The 16,685-nt window shown below is 41.4% G+C and carries 17 protein-coding genes and 1 tRNA gene; 9 read left to right on the forward strand and 9 right to left on the reverse strand.

Features of this window, described 5'->3' with window-relative positions; translation table 11 throughout:
- Positions 1–343 precede the first annotated feature (343 nt).
- Genes LVQ96_07580 through LVQ96_07590 form a run of 3 tightly spaced genes read left to right on the forward strand, consistent with a single transcriptional unit; the run spans position 344 to position 2,462 of the window.
- Positions 344–1,486: an NAD(P)/FAD-dependent oxidoreductase gene (locus LVQ96_07580; GenBank protein MCW6171016.1), complete on the forward strand. Its 1,143-nt coding sequence runs from the start codon at positions 344–346 to the stop codon at positions 1,484–1,486.
- 2 nt (positions 1,487–1,488) lie between these two features.
- Positions 1,489–1,986: a DUF1641 domain-containing protein gene (locus tag LVQ96_07585; GenBank protein MCW6171017.1), complete on the forward strand. Its 498-nt coding sequence runs from the start codon at positions 1,489–1,491 to the stop codon at positions 1,984–1,986.
- 26 nt (positions 1,987–2,012) lie between these two features.
- Positions 2,013–2,462, forward strand: coding sequence for an OsmC family protein (locus LVQ96_07590; GenBank protein ID MCW6171018.1), 450 nt, complete (start codon positions 2,013–2,015; stop codon positions 2,460–2,462).
- Position 2,463: 1 nt separating this feature from the next.
- Here LVQ96_07590 and LVQ96_07595 read toward each other — a convergent pair whose 3' ends face one another.
- Both LVQ96_07595 and LVQ96_07600 read right to left on the reverse strand, forming a co-directional pair.
- Positions 2,464–3,492, reverse strand: a complete 1,029-nt coding sequence (locus tag LVQ96_07595) for a pyridoxal-phosphate dependent enzyme (protein ID MCW6171019.1) — start codon at positions 3,490–3,492, stop codon at positions 2,464–2,466.
- A 55-nt stretch (positions 3,493–3,547) separates the two neighbouring features.
- Positions 3,548–4,747: an MFS transporter gene (locus LVQ96_07600; GenBank protein MCW6171020.1), complete on the reverse strand. Its 1,200-nt coding sequence runs from the start codon at positions 4,745–4,747 to the stop codon at positions 3,548–3,550.
- Between the two features lie 69 nt (positions 4,748–4,816).
- Between LVQ96_07600 and LVQ96_07605 the strand changes: the two genes are divergently transcribed.
- The gene (locus tag LVQ96_07605) at positions 4,817–5,464 is read left to right on the forward strand and encodes a winged helix-turn-helix domain-containing protein (GenBank protein MCW6171021.1); all 648 of its coding nucleotides are present in this window, start codon (positions 4,817–4,819) and stop codon (positions 5,462–5,464) included.
- 205 nt (positions 5,465–5,669) lie between these two features.
- On the opposite strand, the gene LVQ96_07610 is transcribed toward LVQ96_07605, so the two are convergent.
- Positions 5,670–6,899, reverse strand: coding sequence for a glutamate-1-semialdehyde 2,1-aminomutase (locus LVQ96_07610; protein ID MCW6171022.1), 1,230 nt, complete (start codon positions 6,897–6,899; stop codon positions 5,670–5,672).
- 73 nt (positions 6,900–6,972) lie between these two features.
- Between LVQ96_07610 and guaA the strand changes: the two genes are divergently transcribed.
- On the forward strand, positions 6,973–7,911 hold the full coding sequence (gene guaA, locus LVQ96_07615; protein ID MCW6171023.1) for a glutamine-hydrolyzing GMP synthase: 939 nt from the start codon (positions 6,973–6,975) through the stop codon (positions 7,909–7,911).
- A gap of 127 nt (positions 7,912–8,038) precedes the next feature.
- Complete coding sequence (gene rpsB, locus LVQ96_07620; protein MCW6171024.1) at positions 8,039–8,641, forward strand: 30S ribosomal protein S2; 603 nt, start codon at positions 8,039–8,041, stop codon at positions 8,639–8,641.
- Here the strand turns inward: rpsB and LVQ96_07625 are convergent.
- The 4 genes from LVQ96_07625 to LVQ96_07640 all read right to left on the reverse strand — a co-directional run bounded on the left by LVQ96_07625 (position 8,632) and on the right by LVQ96_07640 (position 12,025).
- Positions 8,632–9,582: a hypothetical protein gene (locus tag LVQ96_07625; protein ID MCW6171025.1), complete on the reverse strand. Its 951-nt coding sequence runs from the start codon at positions 9,580–9,582 to the stop codon at positions 8,632–8,634. The two genes, rpsB and LVQ96_07625, sit on opposite strands and share 10 nt — an antisense overlap.
- A complete protein-coding gene (locus LVQ96_07630; GenBank protein ID MCW6171026.1) occupies positions 9,569–10,087 on the reverse strand; it encodes a GTPase domain-containing protein in 519 nt (172 codons plus the stop codon). Before LVQ96_07630 ends, LVQ96_07625 begins: the two co-directional genes overlap by 14 nt.
- An 88-nt stretch (positions 10,088–10,175) precedes the next feature.
- Entirely contained in the window at positions 10,176–11,063 is an 888-nt protein-coding gene (locus LVQ96_07635) for a ferrochelatase (GenBank protein MCW6171027.1), read from the reverse strand.
- The gene (locus LVQ96_07640) at positions 11,045–12,025 is read right to left on the reverse strand and encodes a hypothetical protein (GenBank protein ID MCW6171028.1); all 981 of its coding nucleotides are present in this window, start codon (positions 12,023–12,025) and stop codon (positions 11,045–11,047) included. The genes LVQ96_07635 and LVQ96_07640 overlap by 19 nt, the downstream gene beginning before the upstream one ends.
- A gap of 218 nt (positions 12,026–12,243) precedes the next feature.
- Between LVQ96_07640 and hemC the strand changes: the two genes are divergently transcribed.
- The 3 genes from hemC (at position 12,244) to hemB (ending at position 15,001) form a co-directional block, all read left to right on the forward strand.
- Entirely contained in the window at positions 12,244–13,095 is an 852-nt protein-coding gene (hemC, locus tag LVQ96_07645) for a hydroxymethylbilane synthase (GenBank protein ID MCW6171029.1), read from the forward strand.
- On the forward strand, positions 13,085–13,747 hold the full coding sequence (locus LVQ96_07650) for a uroporphyrinogen-III synthase (GenBank protein MCW6171030.1): 663 nt from the start codon (positions 13,085–13,087) through the stop codon (positions 13,745–13,747). Before hemC ends, LVQ96_07650 begins: the two co-directional genes overlap by 11 nt.
- Positions 13,748–14,023: 276 nt before the next feature.
- The gene (hemB, locus tag LVQ96_07655) at positions 14,024–15,001 is read left to right on the forward strand and encodes a porphobilinogen synthase (GenBank protein MCW6171031.1); all 978 of its coding nucleotides are present in this window, start codon (positions 14,024–14,026) and stop codon (positions 14,999–15,001) included.
- Between the two features lie 50 nt (positions 15,002–15,051).
- Here the strand turns inward: hemB and LVQ96_07660 are convergent.
- Both LVQ96_07660 and LVQ96_07665 read right to left on the reverse strand, forming a co-directional pair.
- Positions 15,052–15,136: transfer RNA gene (locus tag LVQ96_07660), tRNA-Leu, on the reverse strand.
- A 189-nt stretch (positions 15,137–15,325) separates the two neighbouring features.
- Entirely contained in the window at positions 15,326–16,528 is a 1,203-nt protein-coding gene (locus LVQ96_07665) for an FAD-binding oxidoreductase (GenBank protein ID MCW6171032.1), read from the reverse strand.
- Positions 16,529–16,685 lie beyond the last annotated feature (157 nt).

Raw genomic sequence — 16,685 nt, forward strand, 5'->3', positions numbered from 1 at the left:
ATACTTATTACTTCTTTCACTACATCTAACTGGTCCTGCATAGTTTCGCCTCTTCAAATCCGAATTGTGCAGGACCTTTTCAATTTTACAGCAGATTCAGTACACTATCCATTTTGTGTTACATGTCTATTCCAAAAGATTATTTTGTAATCTTTTGCCAATTATCACAAAAACAAAAATACTAATAAATCAAAGCGATAAAGTGTTTGTGTATTTGAGGTCTGCTTCACGATGGAATTTACGGTTGTTGTTAAACACATATTTCATCGATCATAATTTGGGCAGACCTTTTTTCTTTCTGAGTAAAAACAGAACGTTACTTAGAAAATGGAAGTGTATTTGAATGGTAGCATCTAAGAGTGTTTTAATATTGGGCGATGGATCGGCTGGGATTACTGCGGCAAACAAATTAAGATCACATGCTGGAGAAGATGAACTTGAGATCACAGTTATAGGAAAAACGTTCAGGCATTTTTACAAGCCAGATGGTCTTTTTATACCATTCGGTTACAAGAACTACAGGGACAGCGTGAAACCAATGAATTTCCTTCTTAACAATGGCATAGATTACATAGATGATGAGATCCTGAGGGTTAACCCGGATGATAGCATAGTATTTTTACGCTCCGGAAAAAGTTACGTAGGCGATTACATAATAATTGCAACTGGCAACAGATACGCCACAGAAGAGGTACCAGGATACGACGGGGAGGCCAAGCATTTCTATAGCTTACAGAATGCGATGGAACTCAGAGAATACCTGAAATCGTTTTCCGGCGGAAACATTGTTGTAGGGAGTACAGGTCAGCCTATCCAGTCTCCACAATCTCTTTATGAATTCTCCTTTTTGCTCGATTCCTACCTGACTGACAAGGGGGTAAGGGCGAAATCAAAGATCACTTATCTGTCGCCATTTTCTGGTGTGACTCACGACGAACAACTTTCACAGATTATAGAACCGATACTAAAGAGAAAGAATATCGAATACAAAACAGGGTTCGCTGTCACAAGTATAAATCCAAAAAATAAGGAAGTAACAGGATCAGACGGTTCCAAACTCAATTACAATCTTTTAGTTCTTTCTCCTCCGCACAGAGGACAGGAATTCCTCAAAGCGTCCGGCTTGACAGATGAGCAAGGGTACGTCAATGTCGATCCGTCCACGCTAACATTGAAGGGAAAGAGCAACATCTTCTGCATTGGCGATTCGAATAATTTGAGTAACGCAAAGTCCTCAGCTTCAGGATACATGCAAGCTTCATTTGTTGTGGCCAGAATCATCTCTGAGACTGTAGGAGGACTTTCTGATAGCGTTTTCCAGGGAACGGCCCCTCAGGTTGTAATAACGGGAAAAGATACTGCTTTCAGTTATGTAGAAGCTCCAGGGAAGAAGTTGAGGACAATACAGGAAAATAAAGGTGACTTTCTGCTCAAGTGGTCTGCTTCTAATACTTACTTCTCAACAGTTTTAAGGGGTGTGGTGTAATTATGGTTGACGAACAGCAAGCAGATAAACAAGATGTTTCAAAGATAGATGACGACATTGAGCCACTGATAATAGGTTTACTAGAGAACAAAGATGCGCTGACTTCGCTTCTCAATCTCCTTACCAGGATGAGAAAATCTGGCCTTATAGAGATCCTAGATGATCTGTCATCCGATTACCTCCCTAGTGATCTTGAATTTCTTACGACATTTCTTACTTCAAGGGATGCTCTGGTTGGCGTTGTAAAAATGGTGAACGTTCTCGCAGCCCTGTCACATTCTCTGTCCAGCGAGAGAGCTGGAGACACCTTAAAGGCAATAGCATTCAACAGCGATCTGATCTTTGATAACATGGTAAGCGGTGCAAAGAATCCTGAATCAATTGGCCTTATGGGTCTTTATGCATTACTTAAAGATCCGGACATTTCTGCTGGTCTCTCAGCAATGATGGGTGCTCTAAAAGCTCTTGGGATTGCGCTCAAAAAAGTACCGGAAAAGTAAATATCCTATACACAAATAAACCTTTTATGAAAGTTTCGTTTCAATACGAAAAGGGTAAATTTTTTCTTTCGCAGGATGGGAAACATGAGGTCAGATTGAAGGATCCACTTGCCAATTCTGAAACATATTATTCCCCTACAGAGTTATTGCTCATGGCTATGGGTGGTTGCTCTGCTGCAGACATTGTTACCATGCTTCCTAAAATGCGAACGGATTATGAGCGATTCAGGTGCGAGGTTACAGGCGAAAGGAGACAAGAATATCCGCAGACACTCACCAAAGTAAATATAAGCTATATCTTCGAGGGAAACGTAGATCTACAGAAACTAAAAAGGGCGATCAATCTTTCTCTCACAAAGTATTGCAGCGTGTCGATTATAGTGAAGCAAGGTGGGGCGGCCCTTACTTATTCCCTGATAGTTAATGGTGATACGATAGAAGACCACAAGTTTCCGGAAGAGGAACAAAATAATTAGATTACAGGTTTTTTAGCCCATTTCCAGTCATTATCAATAATGCTTCCTCAGAATGCCCAAGCTTTTCATATGCAGCAAGAACAGTCGCTGAACTGTATTCGACCAAAAAACCCATCAACGCAAGTTTCCTTCTTGCGTTTATTATCTGATCTTCGCTCACGGATAGGCATAATGACCCATGCTCCTTTATCTTCTGGATTATCATCTCTGCCAGTGCAGGTTTCCTCGAGACCAGGGCGTCTGCAATGGAATCCTTAAAATCAGTTTCATCTCGCTTGACACAGTTGATTACGGAACATATGGGAGAGACGTATTCAGGCTGGACAACGACAAATCTCGGAACACTTTCGATCTCACCTGATGAATAGAGATGCTCAAATCCTGAAACTATACCAAGGAATAGGGTGCCTGCCGAAAGAGGAACATAAACGGTAGGAATCCTTGCTTGCCCAACCTGCTTGAATATCTCATAGCTTATCATGCGCATACCATCCCTGAATTCAGGATTAAGTACATGGCTTGCGAAATATCCCTCATATTCCTGTGCAGCACGCGTGACATCCTCCCTGCTACCAGGAATTTTATGCACGTGTGCACCATAGGATTCTATCTGCGCCAATTTTTCCCTGACAGCGTGTTCAGGAACGAATATATGAGTCTCAAATCCTGCAGCATTTCCATAGGCTGCTATGGAAGCACCGGCATTTCCCGAGGAATCCTCTTTTATTATCGAGCCGTGTTTTAAGTTCTGGGATAGCCACGAGATGAGTGTGCGAGATCCGCGATCCTTGTAAGAATAGGTTGGAGAAAAATATTCAAGTTTCATAGACATATTATCAAATGAGACCATTGGAGTTTCGCATTCTCCCAGGCTATTTACCTTCTTCAGATATGGAAAATTCTCCCATAAGTTTTCACTCCTGAATTTGAAATCCGGAATGATTGAAAATATACCTCCGCATTCGCATGTGACCTTATATGAAAACCCGCTTCTTTTTTTTCCACATTTGTTGCATACTACAGTTGTCATGTTTAATGTTACATTAAGTGAAATCGATAAATAAACTCATTGAAATTGGCATCCATTATTTCACTGGAGCATCCCTGAGTTCCTTCATGAAAAATATTCCAAAACCCGACAATATAACGAGAGAGCCGATTATCAGAAACAGGTAAAAGATCGAAGTAAACTGTATTATCAGCCCGCCTATAGTTCCGGAGAAAAAAGTCACTGATATTGCCATCGTATTGACCATCCCCATTGAACGCGCCATCATTTCTTCCGGTATTCTCTTGATCAGAACGGATTCGGTTGGCGGATTGATCATTCCGACGCAGAACCCAATGACCAATACTGGAATATATGTTAGGTATATGGACCGGAGAAACGCAATTGATACGAACATGGCGCCCGTCACCAGCAGGAGGGGTATAATTATAAAGCCAAGTTTTCCTTTCACTCTGGAGCCAGGCATTGATCCCAGAACAATTCCAAGAGAGACCAATATGAATACGATGCTGAAATATATGGCATTCAGTTTAAAGATCTCTTCAACAAGAACGGTGAATGCTATTCCCATCATTGCAACAGCTAGATTCGCTATGATCATTAGAAAAATCATCTGCTGCATAATTTTGGTTTCTTTTAGAAATTTCAGCCCCTTCTTCATGTCGTTTTTGACAGACTGCCTTTCCCTTTGATCTGGTTTTTGTATGATAAATATTATCGGAACGCATGAAGCCACCAGAACCACGAAAAGGGCAGATATTCCTTTTAGAAATCCAATGTAAATGAAAATTCCGGAAGCGATGAAACCTGCCATTTCAGCGAGGGATCCGATGCCCATCATCCACGCGGAGCCTTTCTGGTATTCTTCATCCTTAAGGAACACTTTCACCCAGATGGCTCTTACAGAGTTGCTTATATCTGAGGTGAATCCCATTATGACTACGCAGAGGAATATAAAAAACACGATTACGGCAAGAATGTGTGTGCTCACAGCAATGAAAAGCAGGAATATAGAAATGGAACGAATAATTGACGCAATTATAGCTATCAATTTTTTGTCACGAGAACGGTCAATGAAGGAGCCGACGAAAAATGAGAAAAACAACGGAAGTGTAAACATTCCGTCTGCAAGGCCTGCAATGGCAGGGATATGGGTAAGCTGAAGCGTGATCCAGAGGATCATGAGAGAAAATGCCGAGGTGCCTGCACGCGATATTGCGAGGTTGGATACTGTGAGTTTGAAATTTTTTCTTCTAGTTTCTGAGCCCTCTTCCATAAAAGTTCTCCTTATACGTATTATTTTCACTTATACGTAGATATTTAATTGATATATAAATATACTCCCATGGTGGAGCAAAAGAGATCCGATGTATTCATAAGCAATTTTAGGAATCCAACAAAGTTAGGTATAGTTCTGTTGCTTATGCAGAAAGGTCCCATGACTGTTACTCAGATGTCAAAGACCTTGCAGACAACCAGATCCAACCTTTATCAGGCGGTTGCAGAACTTGTTTCCGATGGATTTCTGAGGGAGCCCAGTGTTAAGGTTAAAAAAGGCTATGTCGAGAAGTACTATTCAATAAATGAAGCTGCATTTGATTCCATTTCCCAAAGTGAAGTGGATTTGAGCCTAGGGTCCCAAGATATTAACAATCTTAGGGAGGTTCTTTTCTCTTTTCTGAAGTCACAATCATTTCTTTTGAATCTAATAGCAGAAGAGGTCCTCTCCTCCGATGACAGCTATATGAAAAATGTTCAAGAGATGATACGAAAAAATTTCTATATCGCCAGCTTTTCGAAGCTCTCCGACGTTTCTTTCAATCTTGCCGTTTCAAAATTGCAGGGGCTTATGAAATCATTGACTGAAGTCGAAACTCCCGCTCCATTGGAAAAATCCAACAATATGCTATTGCTCATTGGAATCCCTTCCGTAGATTTTCTAAACTTTAACTCTGCTAAGGATACATTGGTGAATCAAAGAAGAAGAAAATAACATAAAATCAAGCTATCGCTTCCATGGCATTTCGCTTTCAAATTGAAGGACTCACCAAGTCCTCCAATTTATATTTCCGAGTGAAAACATACCGTGGAATAAATTTGTGAGTCGTACAAATAAAAAAATACACAGATTACCTTGCGATTTTCAGAGTCCAGACTTAATTTTACTCACCAGGTAATCTTTGCTTTAGAGCGATCTATCAATCCATTTTTTCCGATATCTTGTCCAAAATTTCCTTCGTCTGTCGCAGATCGGCCTCAGTATGTGAGAAGCTAACGAAACATGTTTCCAACTTTGAACCGGGGATGAAAATTCCATTTTCTAGTAAAGAATTAAAGAACCTCGCGTACATAGTATCATCACTTCGTTGGGCGCCTTCATTATCAGTCACTTCATTCTTTGTGAAAAATACTGTGAACATGCCTCCGACTCTATTTACTGTTACATCCATTTCCTGGTTTTTGAACGTTTTTTTGATGTGCTCAACAAGAGAGGCGGTGTATTTTTCTAATTTTCCATAATCTGCATGTCTAAGTTTATCCAAAGTAGCTATGCCGGCAGCCATAACAAGAGGATTTGCTGAAAATGTTCCTTGCTGGTAGAATTTTCCCTCAGGGGCAACTTTGCTCATTATGTCTTTCCGTCCACCAAAAAGACCGACGGGAAGCCCACCTCCTATTATTTTCCCCAGGGTTGTTAGATCTGGCTTAATTTTTACGATATCCTGGTAACCACCGAAATGGAATCGAAACCCAGTGATCACTTCATCGAATATCAGTAGGGAATCGTATTGCTGGGTTACAGATCTGGCATGTTTGAGGAATTCTATCCTGGGTGGTACAACGCCTACGTTACCCAGAACCGGTTCAAGGATCAGGGCCGCTATTCGCTTTCCGTATTTTTTGAACACTGACTCTAGCGCCTCTGAATTATTAAATGGCACTTCAATGGTAACGTTTTTCGCACTGCCGTCAAAATCCCTATCTGTATTGAGCGACATGTCATGCGAACCGTGGAATCCTCCAGATATCTTGACAAGTAAATCCCTGCCGGTAAAGTATCTGGCGAGTCTCAATACATGCATGGTTGCCTCAGTTCCAGAATTTGTAAATCTCATGTTTTCTATCGAAGATATGGCTGAACGTATGGTGTCACCAAGGTCTAGTTCTCGTAAGGTAGGCGCGCCAAACAGCGAACCGTCCAACGATTGTTCCTTTATGGCTGCAATAACATTTTCATCGGCGTGCCCTAGGATCATAGGGCCAAAACCAAGGCAATAGTCAATGTATTCATTTCCGTCAATGTCAAAGATCCTTGATCCCTTGCCCCGTTGCATGAATCTTGGAAATGGCTGGTAAAACCTTACAGGAGAATTTACTCCGCCTGGAAAAAGATCCCTGGACAAATCAAAAAGTTCCTGAGAATGCATGATAGTGTATTACTATCTGAAATTAATTAATTCGCTGAGAAAGTATTATTCTTGAATTGTCATCTCCATTCGTATGGTCAATTCAGATAAGTTCGTAAAGGAAGCAGTGGATAACATTCGATCAAATCTTAAGGGAAGGGGAATCCTTGCCTGCTCTGGTGGTCAGGACAGTTCGCTTCTCGCAGTCCTTTGTGCCATGGCAGACAGAGAGAACATCCTTGCCGTCTTTGTAGACACAGGATTATTGAGGAAAAACGAATCTGTCAGGGTAGAAAAACTATTCAGAAAATACGATATAAACTATAGAATCATTGATGCCTCCTCCATGTTTTTTGAAGCTCTTCAAGGGATTACGGATCCAGAGCAAAAGAGAAAAACTATCGGTAAACTGTTCATAGACGTTTTTGAAAAAGTAGCTAAGGAGTTCGAGGCATCCACACTTCTTCAGGGTACAATTGCGCCTGACTGGATAGAGAGCGGTGGATCTGTAAGAGATACAATAAAGAGCCACCACAATGTGGGAGGCTTACCAGAACATATGAAACTGAAACTTCTAGAACCACTGAGAGACCTTTATAAGGATGAAATTAGAGCCGTTTCCGATTACCTGAAAATGCCCACGGATCTTCAACCGTTTCCTGGTCCTGGTCTGGCAGTTCGAATAATCGGGGAGGTGACGAAGGAGAAGGTCGAGCTTCTTCAGAAAGTTACAGAGATCCTGGAGGCCAGCGTTGAAAAAGAATATCTCGATAGCTCGAAAAGACCATGGCAGTATTTTGCTGTACTCCTTCCGGTAAAAACAACCGGCGTTCATGGAGACAAGAGAAGCTACGGTCAGTCAATAGCCATAAGAATGATTGATACTACGGATGCGATGTCCGGAACCTTTTCAAGACCTGACTGGGAATTTCTTGAGAGGGTATCTACAGAAATAACTAATTCTGTCCCTGCAATAAACAGAGTAGTATACGATATCACTGATAAGCCTCCGGGAACAATCGAATGGGAATAAAAGCACTAGACAGTTAATCACCTATTTTGGGAACTTTTTATATCAAAATTATCGAAATGCTTACTTTCGTCGAAAATGTAAATATATAAGCTACCAATAACGAGGAGTGCAGAAAGGAGATATATCAATGGAAGAAGAACCGATGTTACTTTCAGAGGAAGATTACCAGAAATCTGGTGTTCACATAGGGACACAGGTAAAATCGAAAGATATGCAGGATTACATCTTCAAGATCAGGAATGATGGCCTTTATCTTTTGGACATAAAGAAAACGAACAGGGCAATAATAATAGCAGGAAAGATGCTTAGCCGGTTTAAGCCCAGCGATATTCTTGTCGTGGCTCAGCGCCAGTATGCGTTTAAACCAGTGTCTCGTTTTTCCGAGGTTATAGGAGCAGTCCCCCTTACGGGTCGATTTATACCCGGAACTTTGACAAATCCACAGCTTAACAGCTACATTGAGGCAAAAGTTGTAGTGATCACAGATCCTCTTGCTGATACACAGGTTATGAAGGAGGCAAGGTCCATTGGTGTCCCAATTATTGCGCTCTGTGATGCCAATAACAAGACGGATTTTGTTGATCTGGTGATTCCTACTAATAATAAAGGACGCAGATCGCTCGCTGTGATATACTGGCTTCTCGCAAGAGAAATCATGAAAGATCGTGGCACAATCAGAGACTACAAAGAATTCAGTAATACAATTGACGATTTCGAGGCTCAGGTCTGATTCGAAAAGAAATTGTCCTTTACCCTATTTATTTTTATATATAATATTTTTCCACCCATATCCCCTGCGAAAATCATAGTCTTTCTGACACCCTGAGCAACCCGGACAGCCCTGCTGATCTTATACCATTCTTCCGGCTCCTCTATAACATGCAAAAGAAATTCGGCGTGATCATCCATACTCCTTGAATAGAGTCTGAAGTTTGCGCCATATTTGAATCCCGAACGAACTATAAATCCTCTTTGGACAATATCAGAAAATGCGCCCAACGTAACGCTTCCAAGTGCTTTTTTCTCATCATCCCCGCCAGAAAGCAATGCAGCTTCAAACTTGTTCAGAATCTTTAGGTCAGAGAATCGATTTCCAAACCAGTCAGGTAATTTTCTTTCCGATACTATGTTTGTCCCATTTATCTGCTCAACATGAATGCCATTAAAGTCAGGTGTTCCAACATTCCCTCTGAGTTCTACAATTTCAGACGTAAACAAAGTGATACCATAATCGTCATCTATTGCAGCATAAACGTGTCCTGAATTTTCAAGCAGATCCTTAAAACTCATCTTCTGATCTTCCTTTATAACAATTAATGGGCCGTTCGTGGGTCTCCTTGAATTATTGTCCCAAAAGAAGGCTTTGTAAATTACATTGACGAATAAGCCCTTCGATTTCAGGAACGTGTAAACCATGAACCTATCAAGAAACCCTTCATCATCAACGACTACGCTGAGTATACCTGCAGTAGAATTGAGAATTTTATCAAGAGGGGAGATTACCTTTTTCAGATACAAATAGAGGCATTCGTATTCATCGAGAATTAATTTTTTTCCTGAGATGTGGCCAAGTTTCATCTTGTTTATTATAAACTCAGGCTTCTTGTTTATGGATATTTCAAAGGGAATGTCTTTAAAGAGAACCTCTGTTTTACCGTCACTCTTTTGCATAATAATTCTCTTTCATAATATTTACACAATAATTAAGCAGTTCAGGAATACCCTCCCCGGTCTTTGCTGAAACGATGAAAAATTCAGTTTCAAATTTTTCTTTAATGTATTCTAGGTCTTCCTTCCAGATCTCAGCCTCGTACTTCATGTCAGATTTGTTTCCAACGACAACAAGTGGAAGCTTTTTATTGCCCACCTTAAAATTCTTTATGGCTGAGATTGCATAATCAACGCTCTCCTTGTTCAAGATATCGACCGCGACGATGATCAGATTCATACCAAAGTAGAGTTTTTCAGTGCCTTGATCATTCTCAATTTCCTGAAAGAATATATCGGCAGTAACATTCTTACTTTCATGCTTAAAAGTTACCGCCTTCTTGAAGAAAGGTTTTGCCCTTCCTCCGAGATCGAATGTGCCATATACAATGCGTGAAATTATTGAGGATTTGCCTGAACCTTTCATTCCGGTTACCCCGATCTTCCACGCTATCTTTTCACTGAACACTCATATTTGATAGGTAACTTTATATTATATTTTTTCCCTCCAAATGCTAGTCCATGTCATGACTTTCAGCATAGTTATTAATACGGGTCTAAACATTGCCGGCTGTATTACGAAGGACCGAAGAAACTATAGAAGATATGGTCGCTTCCGAGTCGTTAGGGAGTGGTACTCTTTGGAAACTAACTCCATCCTGGGCAAGTCTTCCTTTCAGGTCTATATCAAGGTCATATAGTACTTCGAGGTGATCGTAAATGAAGCCTATAGGTACCGCTACCACGTTCTCTATTGAGTTCCTGCGGCAGAAACTTCGGAGATATTCAAAATCTGGGCCGAGCCAGTTCTTTCCAAACGGACCTCTGCTGTGATAGACGATAAAAGGCCTGTCAATACCGGTAGCTGAGCAGATAGCAGAAGCGAGATCATTGATGTTTTTCGGATAAGGCTCATAGCCGTTTATAGGTACGCTGTGGCTTGTGAAAATGAAAAGACTCTTTCTGTCGCCTGTATCAAAATTTTCATTTATATTATTTATGAAATGCTGCTGAAACGGCTTGTTGGAAGAGAGGTCGCTGACTCTGATACTTCGCTCTGAACGAACAGAGCTCTCAAATGGTCCGAAGTAAGAAGAGAAGATGAAGCTGGAATATATCGGAAACAATGGAACCTCCACAGAAATTTCAGGATTGCCTATCATTTCTTTTGCCTCATTTATTGAGGGTTTGACATGCTTCGCTATAAGAACTACTTTATAATCTGGCAGAAGTCTGCTCAGCGAATCTTCGACCTTGTCCCTGATTGCGCGGACTATTTTAATGGAAGGCGACGTCCCCCCAAGCATAGCGATCTTCTTTTCATTTTCTTTTACTACGAATTCCGGCGGTTCTTTTCCCTTAAAAATATCTCTCAGATAATCCATCAAACCATCGGGATTTTCTGGAAAACCATAATACATCAGAACTACATACTTCGATGACATCTGAACTGCCTCACCCTATCTGAAATTTCAATAAGTTTTTTCACGTCCGTATAAGGGGGAATTCCATGGCCCAGGTTAAAGACGTGCCCCCGGAATCTTTTCCCTTCTTCCAGTATGCGATCTGTTTCCCTCATCAACACTCCTGTGTCAGATGACAGCAGATATGGATCAAGGTTGCCCTGAACAGGCCTGTCGTTATCAATCTTTGAAAACTGGTCAAGTGTGAGTCTCCAGTCTATCGATATACAATCATAGCTCAATTCTGTGATCTGGTTGTAGAGGTGCGATGCCCCCTCAGCAAAAAATATAACGGGCTTACCAAGTCTCTTTATGTCCTCTACAAAGTCCTTTTCCACGTCGTTTAGGTACTTTCTGAAAAGGTTGGAAGAGAGCGAGCCAATCCAACTGTCGAATATCTGAATTACCTCGACACCCGCATTGACCTGCACTTTTGCATAATCAAGAATGGCGTCAATTACAGGATCCAACTGATCCTTCAAGGCGCCTTCTTCCAGTATCCTCTTTGTTTCGGGATATCCCGTTTTTCTTCCGTCAAAAATATAGGAGGCGACAGTAAATGGTCCACCTACGAATCCAATCACTGTTTTTTCTGTCTGGCTGAGTTTGTTCAGCGCCTTTGATGTGGACCTGCTAATACGATCATAAAGATTCTTCGCTGTGTAATCCTCCGATATTCTGAGATTCTCATCGTAATGTATCATTCTACCGGTTTTTAAAAGCGGAACAAGCAGATCAGAGAAAATTATTATCCCATCAGGATCGTAATACCTTAATGGAAGACTGCTTACGGACGCCATAGTCTCGAAATTAAGGAGCATGTTCAGGAAACCTTCTTTGCGGAATTCAGCAAATTCTGGGAGATATCGGCCAGCCTGCCTCATGTACCAAAACGGTACTCTTTCTGTTTCTTCCCCCTTTAAGGTCTGAAGTAAAATTTTCACTCGCCATTAATCATAGAATAAGTAAATAACTTTGCCAGTGAATCCATAACAGCTTTAGATCCTGAAACGTTATACAGTGCTCCTCGGCAACAAAAAAAGCTACGGATAGAACCAGGTACTGGCGTCATAGTGTTTTGAGTCATTTAACTTATAAGAATCGAGAGTTTCGCAACAATGCATACAAATAGATTTTTACTGTGTTTAAGATGAGGGAACGGATGCAAAAAGTCAGAATAATAACTCGGGGAAGTGATCTTGCACTCAGGCAAACCAGTGAGATTTCTAGGGCTCTTGAGGGCGCATCCATTGGTGTCGAGGTATTAACAACAAAATCCATTGGCGACATTAACAATTCTTCTCCTATTTATGACATGGGTAGTGACGGTGTCTTTGTTTCATCACTCAACAAAGCTGTTCTTGATGAAGAGGCCGATATTGCAGTCCACTCGGCTAAAGATATGCCGTCATTTATTGATCCCGGGCTCGACGTTATTTATTTTTCCAAGAGAGGAGATCCCCATGATTTCTTCGTTTCCAAAACTCCATTGAACGAATTCAGGGGAACGATAGGAACAAGCTCCGTCAGGAGGAAGTCCTACATATCGCTGTTAGCAAAAGACGTAAAATTTTCAGTGATACGAGGAAATATAAACACCAGGATAAACAAGTGTCTCAGCGGAGAATATGACGCTACTGTCGTAGCAAAGGTTGCGCTTGATCGCTTGGGTCTGAATCCCCCAGGGTTCGTTTTCTCCGAGCGTGATCTTCCCCCTGATCCAAACCAAGGTTTCATTGCAGTAGTAGCCCGCAAGGGAGATCCCATTGCTGATTTTTTTAAGAAAATCCAGGATCCTGTTTCACTTTGGGAGGCGTCAGCGGAGAGACGTGTTTTAAGAGAGCTTGGCCTGGGATGCAACTTTCCTGTCTCCCTTCGTGGTAAATTCCCGGACAAGAAAATGTACTTCTCTGCAGTAATAGACGATTCAAGAGCTGATATGGATTTGGATTTTTCAGAGGAATCTCAGATTAAAGGCTCAATAGTGAAAATCGGTGATACACTTGGCAAATAACGAGGTTGCTTACGTTGGAGCAATGCCTGAATCAAAGCTTGAAGGAATTTTATACGTCCCTGTTCTCGATATTGAATACGTTAGGATCTCCGACATACCTGTGTTAACAGGCAACATCGTGATAATGTCAAAACGTGGAGTAAATTCCCTCAAGATGTCTGGAATCAGGATTGAGAATGCAAATGCCATTTGCATAGGGAACAAGACTGCTGAATCGCTTTTAGAAAACTATGGTATTAGTTCAATTTATCCCGACAACATGAATTCACGTGGACTGCTTGAACTGATAATCGCCAAGGGTTGGAAAAGCCTGGAACTTATAGGAAGCGATCATACCTCACAATGGTTTCTGGATGGTTTGAAGAAAAAAAACATACTTGTTAACTATGTCAAGGCGTACAGGATCATACCATCGAAATATACGGCATCAATGGACGAACTCTCAAAGGTTAAATCCATTCTTTTTGGTTCTTCTCTCTCCTTTAAATATTTCATAGATAAATATGGCACACGAGCGCTAGGCGACAAGAAATTATTTGCTATCGGAGAGAAAAGTGCAGAAACAATGAGACAATATGGATATCCCTCCCGCAACGTGGAGGAACACCCTGATATAAACGCAATCCTGGAAAAGATTGAATCCGAGACATAGTTTTCTATTGTCTCCTCTCAAATTGAAATTTTTACCTTGCGGGAAGAACGCTAGTTAGACCATCATTACTCCCAAAAAGCATAAATGGTGACTGCGTCCGCTATCGCGTCTATTTAATCATCGAAAAGTATTTTGCGAATTATAAGCAGACTCCCGTTTCCAAACTGTTTCTTTGAGTGTTTCACAACAGTCATACTGATAAAGTTATCAGATTGATTGTTATGTGGGTATTGCCAGTGTACATAGTTTAAAGAACACCGCTGGCGATGATGATTTATGCCGATCTATCCTGAGATGAGAATGAGACGTTTGCGAAGAACAGAGAATTTAAGGGGAATCTTCTCTGAAAATGTTGTAAGAAGAGAGAGCTTGATAATGCCAATGTTTTTTGACGAGACTATAGGGGATAAGGAAGAAATTAGTACAATGCCGGGTATATATCATTATTCTCTTGATTCCGGCATTGAAAAGGCAAAGGAGTATGAAAGGACTGGAATTAGTTCAGTACTCTTATTCGGAATACCGAAAATAAAGGATTCGACAGGAAGTCAATCCTACGCTACAGACGGCATAGTCCAAAGGGCGATACTGGAATTAAAGAAGAAAACTTCTCTCAACGTTTTTGCAGACCTCTGCATGTGTGAATATACGGATCATGGTCATTGTGGCATCCTGTCCGGCGACTATGTAGACAACGACAAAACATTGGTGGAATACAGAAAAATTGCCCATTCTTATGCTGATGCTGGCGTCGATGTCGTTGCACCCTCTGGTATGATGGACGGCCAGGTAAAGGCAATCCGGGAAGAACTCGATCAGAGCGGATTCAAAAATACTATAATAATGGGATACAGTGCAAAGTTTGCAAGTTCCATGTACGCTCCTTTCAGGGAAGCGGCGCATTCTGCACCTTCTTTTGGAGATCGCAGATCATATCAGATGAACTTCGCAAATTCCCGCGAAGCGATGCGTGAAATAGAAGAAGATATTTCGGAGGGCGCTGACATAATTATGGTGAAGCCAGCCATGTTCTACCTTGATCTCGTGCGTGAAGCTAGAAACACGTTCTCACTGCCTCTGGCTGTCTACAATGTGAGCGGTGAATACTCAATGATAATGAATGCTGCAAAATACGAGTTGATCGATAGAAAAAGCGTCGTGAAGGAACTGCTAACTTCGTTCAAAAGGTCTGGCGCAGACTTGATTATAAGCTATTTTTCGGAGTATGCGATAAAAGAAGGAATTGCGAGATAGACCGCTTATCAATTTTAGGGTAGTTACACCTATCCCTCTCCAAATCTCAATGCAGGGGGAGGGATTTGAACCCTCGTATCCCTACGGAACCAGACCCTCAATCTGGCGCCTTTGACCAATCTCGACAACCCCTGCTGGAAATGTGTGATTGGTATAATCTTTATTAAATTTCCGAGTTAAACCAGATTTCTGAGTCGTAGGTGAAATTGAATCCAGCACATATGTTTACAGCCGACATTTAAGCTATTGTCCGCAAGATTAAGTTCCGCTTTCAGGACAAACTTTGGTGTACAGAATCTATTTTCTACTTGCCGTTAAGGGACTTCAATATATTGTTGCTATATCGGCGTAGAGTGACTTTATCAATTTGCCTTCTCTGAATCTACGCATGTTGAACGGTCTCCAATCAAAAATAGATTTTTCCGGATCTTCGCCATTTACCATATCGGCCACGATTTTACCGTAGGCTGGGGAAAGTTTGAAACCATGTCCGCTCAGACCTGCACATACGTATACGCCGTCCAGGCCTAAGCCTGAAAGTGAATCTATTACGGCTTGTCCATCCGGGGTCATGTCGTATAGTCCAGTTAATGACGAAATTACGGTCGCGTCACGCATTGAAGGCAATCTAGAGACGATTTTTTCAAGATATTCCTCCAGATATTCCTGGGTAACTGTCTCGGGGAGGAATTCATGTATATCAACCTCTTTCCGGTCTATCTCAGGGTCTAAACTCCCTAATGCAGTAACGGTCTCACCCTCCATCTTGTAGTATGCTGCGTGAGGTGGGTCCCAGAGAGTAGGTTTCATACCGACATATTGTTTTGGTCTCCTTATGTAAATTATACCATGCAATGAGGCTGAGATCGGTAGCAGATTGGATTCTGACACCCCTGACTGTGATAGCAGATCGTTGGTCCACACATTTGTCGCTAGAACAACCCTGTCTCCCGTGAGCTCTTTACCATCTACAAGAGTTACTGTAACTCGCTCTCCTTTGCTGTCCACTCTTAGTGCTTTTTTCTTCGAGAGCATTACGGCCCCAAATCCCTTTGCCTTTTCCATAAAGGAATTTGATGTTGCAACAGGGTCGGCATATCCGCTTTCTGGCTCATAGGTTACGAAATCAAAGTTGTCAAGGTTCACGTCATCATAAAAATGTCGGATTTCAGCAGGTTCCATTATCTCTTCATCTATCCCGATGGACTTGAGCATACTGACGTTTCTTTTTGCAATTTCAACGTCTCTATCATGAAAGGGAAAAATCATTCCTGTTTTTCTAAAACCTGAGTAGCCTATACTTTCGAAGTCTGAAATCACATTGAACGAATAGAGGGCCATTCTCGCAATAATTTCGTTGCTGTAGTGCGTCCTTATGAGTGCGCTTGACTTGCCAGTATTACCACCTGCAATGCCGCGCTGATCTATAACCGTAACTTTATTTCCAGTTTTTGAAAGATTGTAGGCAATGCTTGACCCTGTGCTTCCAGCACCTATGATTATTACGTTCCGCTTTCCGTTTTCCACAGAAACCAATGGATTACGAGGGCATTAATCTTGCTTCGTGTTAATGCGTTTCTAAAATTAAGTATACGGTTCAGGAAAGCAAGCAAATTTTCACCTTTCATAGCGTTACGTGCATCAACAAAATAGCACGCCGAAATTTGTTCCATTGAAATTTAAT

It is taken from the genome of Thermoplasmatales archaeon, from assembly GCA_026127925.1.
GTDB lineage: Archaea > Thermoplasmatota > Thermoplasmata > Thermoplasmatales > Thermoplasmataceae > JAKAYB01.

Excerpts from the sequence above, each read along its gene's own strand:
- LVQ96_07580 (MCW6171016.1), top strand. The coding sequence starts at position 344 with ATGGTAGCATCTAAGAGTGTTTTAATATTGGGCGATGGATCGGCTGGG.
- LVQ96_07585 (MCW6171017.1), top strand. The coding sequence starts at position 1,489 with ATGGTTGACGAACAGCAAGCAGATAAACAAGATGTTTCAAAGATAGAT.
- LVQ96_07590 (MCW6171018.1), top strand. The coding sequence starts at position 2,013 with ATGAAAGTTTCGTTTCAATACGAAAAGGGTAAATTTTTTCTTTCGCAG.
- LVQ96_07595 (MCW6171019.1), bottom strand. The coding sequence starts at position 3,492 with ATGACAACTGTAGTATGCAACAAATGTGGAAAAAAAAGAAGCGGGTTT.
- LVQ96_07600 (MCW6171020.1), bottom strand. The coding sequence starts at position 4,747 with ATGGAAGAGGGCTCAGAAACTAGAAGAAAAAATTTCAAACTCACAGTA.
- LVQ96_07605 (MCW6171021.1), top strand. The coding sequence starts at position 4,817 with ATGGTGGAGCAAAAGAGATCCGATGTATTCATAAGCAATTTTAGGAAT.
- LVQ96_07610 (MCW6171022.1), bottom strand. The coding sequence starts at position 6,899 with ATGCATTCTCAGGAACTTTTTGATTTGTCCAGGGATCTTTTTCCAGGC.
- guaA (MCW6171023.1), top strand. The coding sequence starts at position 6,973 with ATGGTCAATTCAGATAAGTTCGTAAAGGAAGCAGTGGATAACATTCGA.
- rpsB (MCW6171024.1), top strand. The coding sequence starts at position 8,039 with ATGGAAGAAGAACCGATGTTACTTTCAGAGGAAGATTACCAGAAATCT.
- LVQ96_07625 (MCW6171025.1), bottom strand. The coding sequence starts at position 9,582 with ATGCAAAAGAGTGACGGTAAAACAGAGGTTCTCTTTAAAGACATTCCC.
- LVQ96_07635 (MCW6171027.1), bottom strand. The coding sequence starts at position 11,063 with ATGTCATCGAAGTATGTAGTTCTGATGTATTATGGTTTTCCAGAAAAT.
- hemC (MCW6171029.1), top strand. The coding sequence starts at position 12,244 with ATGCAAAAAGTCAGAATAATAACTCGGGGAAGTGATCTTGCACTCAGG.
- hemB (MCW6171031.1), top strand. The coding sequence starts at position 14,024 with ATGCCGATCTATCCTGAGATGAGAATGAGACGTTTGCGAAGAACAGAG.